This window comes from Pseudoxanthomonas sp. LjRoot204_2 (assembly GCF_056175765.1).
The window spans coordinates 1-2,154 of sequence record NZ_JBGFFG010000505.1; the positions used below are offsets into that span (position 1 = coordinate 1).

The window sequence follows — 2,154 nt, forward strand, 5'->3', positions numbered from 1 at the left end:
TGGTGATCGCGGCGGCGAAGGCCGCGGGTGTGTATGTCTTTGGGGGTGGCATCGACGAAAGCGTGCCACCGGTCCTGGTGTCCGCGGACGCGACCGTCGTCGACGGAGGCTATCCGTGGGCACCGCCGCTCACCGGCGGATTCTGCGTACTCGAGCTGCCCTCGCGCGAGGACGCGATCGCCTGGGCGGCGCGCATCGCCAAGGCCTGCCGCTGCGACCAGGAACTGCGGGTATTCGGATTCGATCCGGCTTCGTAGGCGCGGCGGACCCGCCGCCCGCGCTGCGGATGGCGCGTGCCCGCGCGACCGGCGCGTCCCCTATGCTGGGCGTCATCGATGCCCGGACAGACCGGGCGGGAGAGGACTTCATGCTGACCCTGCTYGCGACGCGTCGCGTTACCGCCGGCGTGCTTGTCGCGCTTCTTTTCGCTGCTCCCGTGGCGGCGCACGACCTGGCCATCGTCGGTGCGCGCCTCTACCCCGCACCGGATGTCGCTCCGCTCGACGACGCCACCCTGGTGATCCGCGACGGCCGCATCGTGGCCATAGGCGCCCGTGAGCGCGTGGCGGTGCCGGCCGGCATGCGTGTCGTCGATGGTCGCGGGAAGAGCGTGGCGGCCGGCTTCTGGAACAGCCACGTGCATCTGATCAAGCCGCCTTTCCTCGCGCCGGACGCGCAGCCGGCGGCGGCACTGGACGCGGCACTGCGTGACCGCTTCACGCGCTGGGGCTTCACCACGCTGTTCGACATCGCGTCGTTGCCGGGCGATGCACGTGCGTTGCGCGCGCGCATCGCGCGTGGCGACGTCGTGGGCCCCCAGCTGCTGACCGTCGACATGCCGTTCTTTCCCGAGCACGGCACGCCGATCTACGTGCGCGAGCTCTGGGCGCAGACCCACGCGCCCAGCGCGGAAGTCGCGACGCCCGAGCAGGCGCGCACGCGTGCGGCGGCGCAGATCGCGGCAGGGGCGGATGGCGTGAAACTGTTCACCGGCGCGATCATCGGCGGCCCCGGTGGCGTGTTGCCGATGTCGAAGGAGATCGCCACCGCGGCGGTGGCCGAGGCGCATGCGCACGGCAAGCCCGCGTTCGCGCATCCCACCGACCGCGCGGGCCTCGATGTCGCGGTGGAGAGCGGCGTCGATGTCCTCGCGCATGCGGCCCCCGACGCGGGCGCGTGGTCGCCCGACTTCGTCGCACGCCTGAAGGCGAGCAACGTCGCGTTCGTGCCCACGCTGACCCTGTTCGATTCGGAACTGCGTCGCGAAGGCGTGCCCGCGCCCGTGCTGGAGAGGTTCGTCGGCGCCGCGAAGCAGCAGCTCGGTGCGATGGCGCAGGGCGGCGGCGTGGTGCTGTTCGGTACCGACGCCGGGTACATCGAGGTGTACGACACGCAGCTCGAGTTCCAGCTGATGGCGGCTGCGGGCCTGGACTGGCGGCAGATCCTCGCCAGCCTCACCACGGCGCCGGCGCAACGCTTCGGCCAGGCCTCGGTGCGCGGGCGCTTGCAGGAGGGGCTTGCCGGTGATCTGGTGCTGCTGGGATCCGATCCGCAGGCGCGCATCGATGCCTTCGCGGACGTGCGCATGACGGTGCGCGGCGGGCAGGTGATCTACGACGCCGCGGCGACGCCTGTCGTACCTGTTCCCGCACGCGACTGACCGGCGCGTTCGGTGGCAGGGCCGCGCGCTCCGTAGCTGCAGCGTGGAAGAAGGGCGTTCAAGATGTCCGTGGCGAGTGCGCTTAATTACATGGCGATGACGATCGAGGCGCGCACAGGTCGATCAACGGCATCCACATGAAGCGTGGATTACGGTCTCCTCATCCGTTTCAACGATGAAGGCAGTGATCCAACTGCGACGGATTTCATGAATTTGAACGCGCGTCGTTCACCATCTTCACGCCGCCTCGACGTACGCAAACGGGGGGTAACAGGCGGGTGCCGACATCGGCTGAAACGCCGCTATATTCCCAGCTCCCAGAAGAAGGAGGATTGGAATGTTCACCAACAAGCGATTCATGACGACGGCGCGTGTGCTCGGTGTGGCGATGGTGGCCGGCGTGGCCCTGAGCGGCTGTGCGACCTACGACGACGAGTTCGCAGGCATCAACTCGCGCCTGGACCAGCTGGACACGAAGGTGCAGGGTGCGGCGC

2 protein-coding genes are annotated in these 2,154 nt (G+C 69.2%); both read left to right on the forward strand.

The genetic code is table 11. The features are described 5' to 3' along the window. On the forward strand, positions 1-257 hold a 257-nt coding region (locus AC04L7_RS17185), incomplete at its 5' end, for a YciI family protein (protein WP_475513509.1). Between the two features lie 110 nt (positions 258-367). Continuing rightward, a complete protein-coding gene (locus AC04L7_RS17190; protein WP_435999202.1) occupies positions 368-1,660 on the forward strand; it encodes an amidohydrolase family protein in 1,293 nt (430 codons plus the stop codon). Positions 1,661-2,154: the final 494 nt, after the last annotated feature.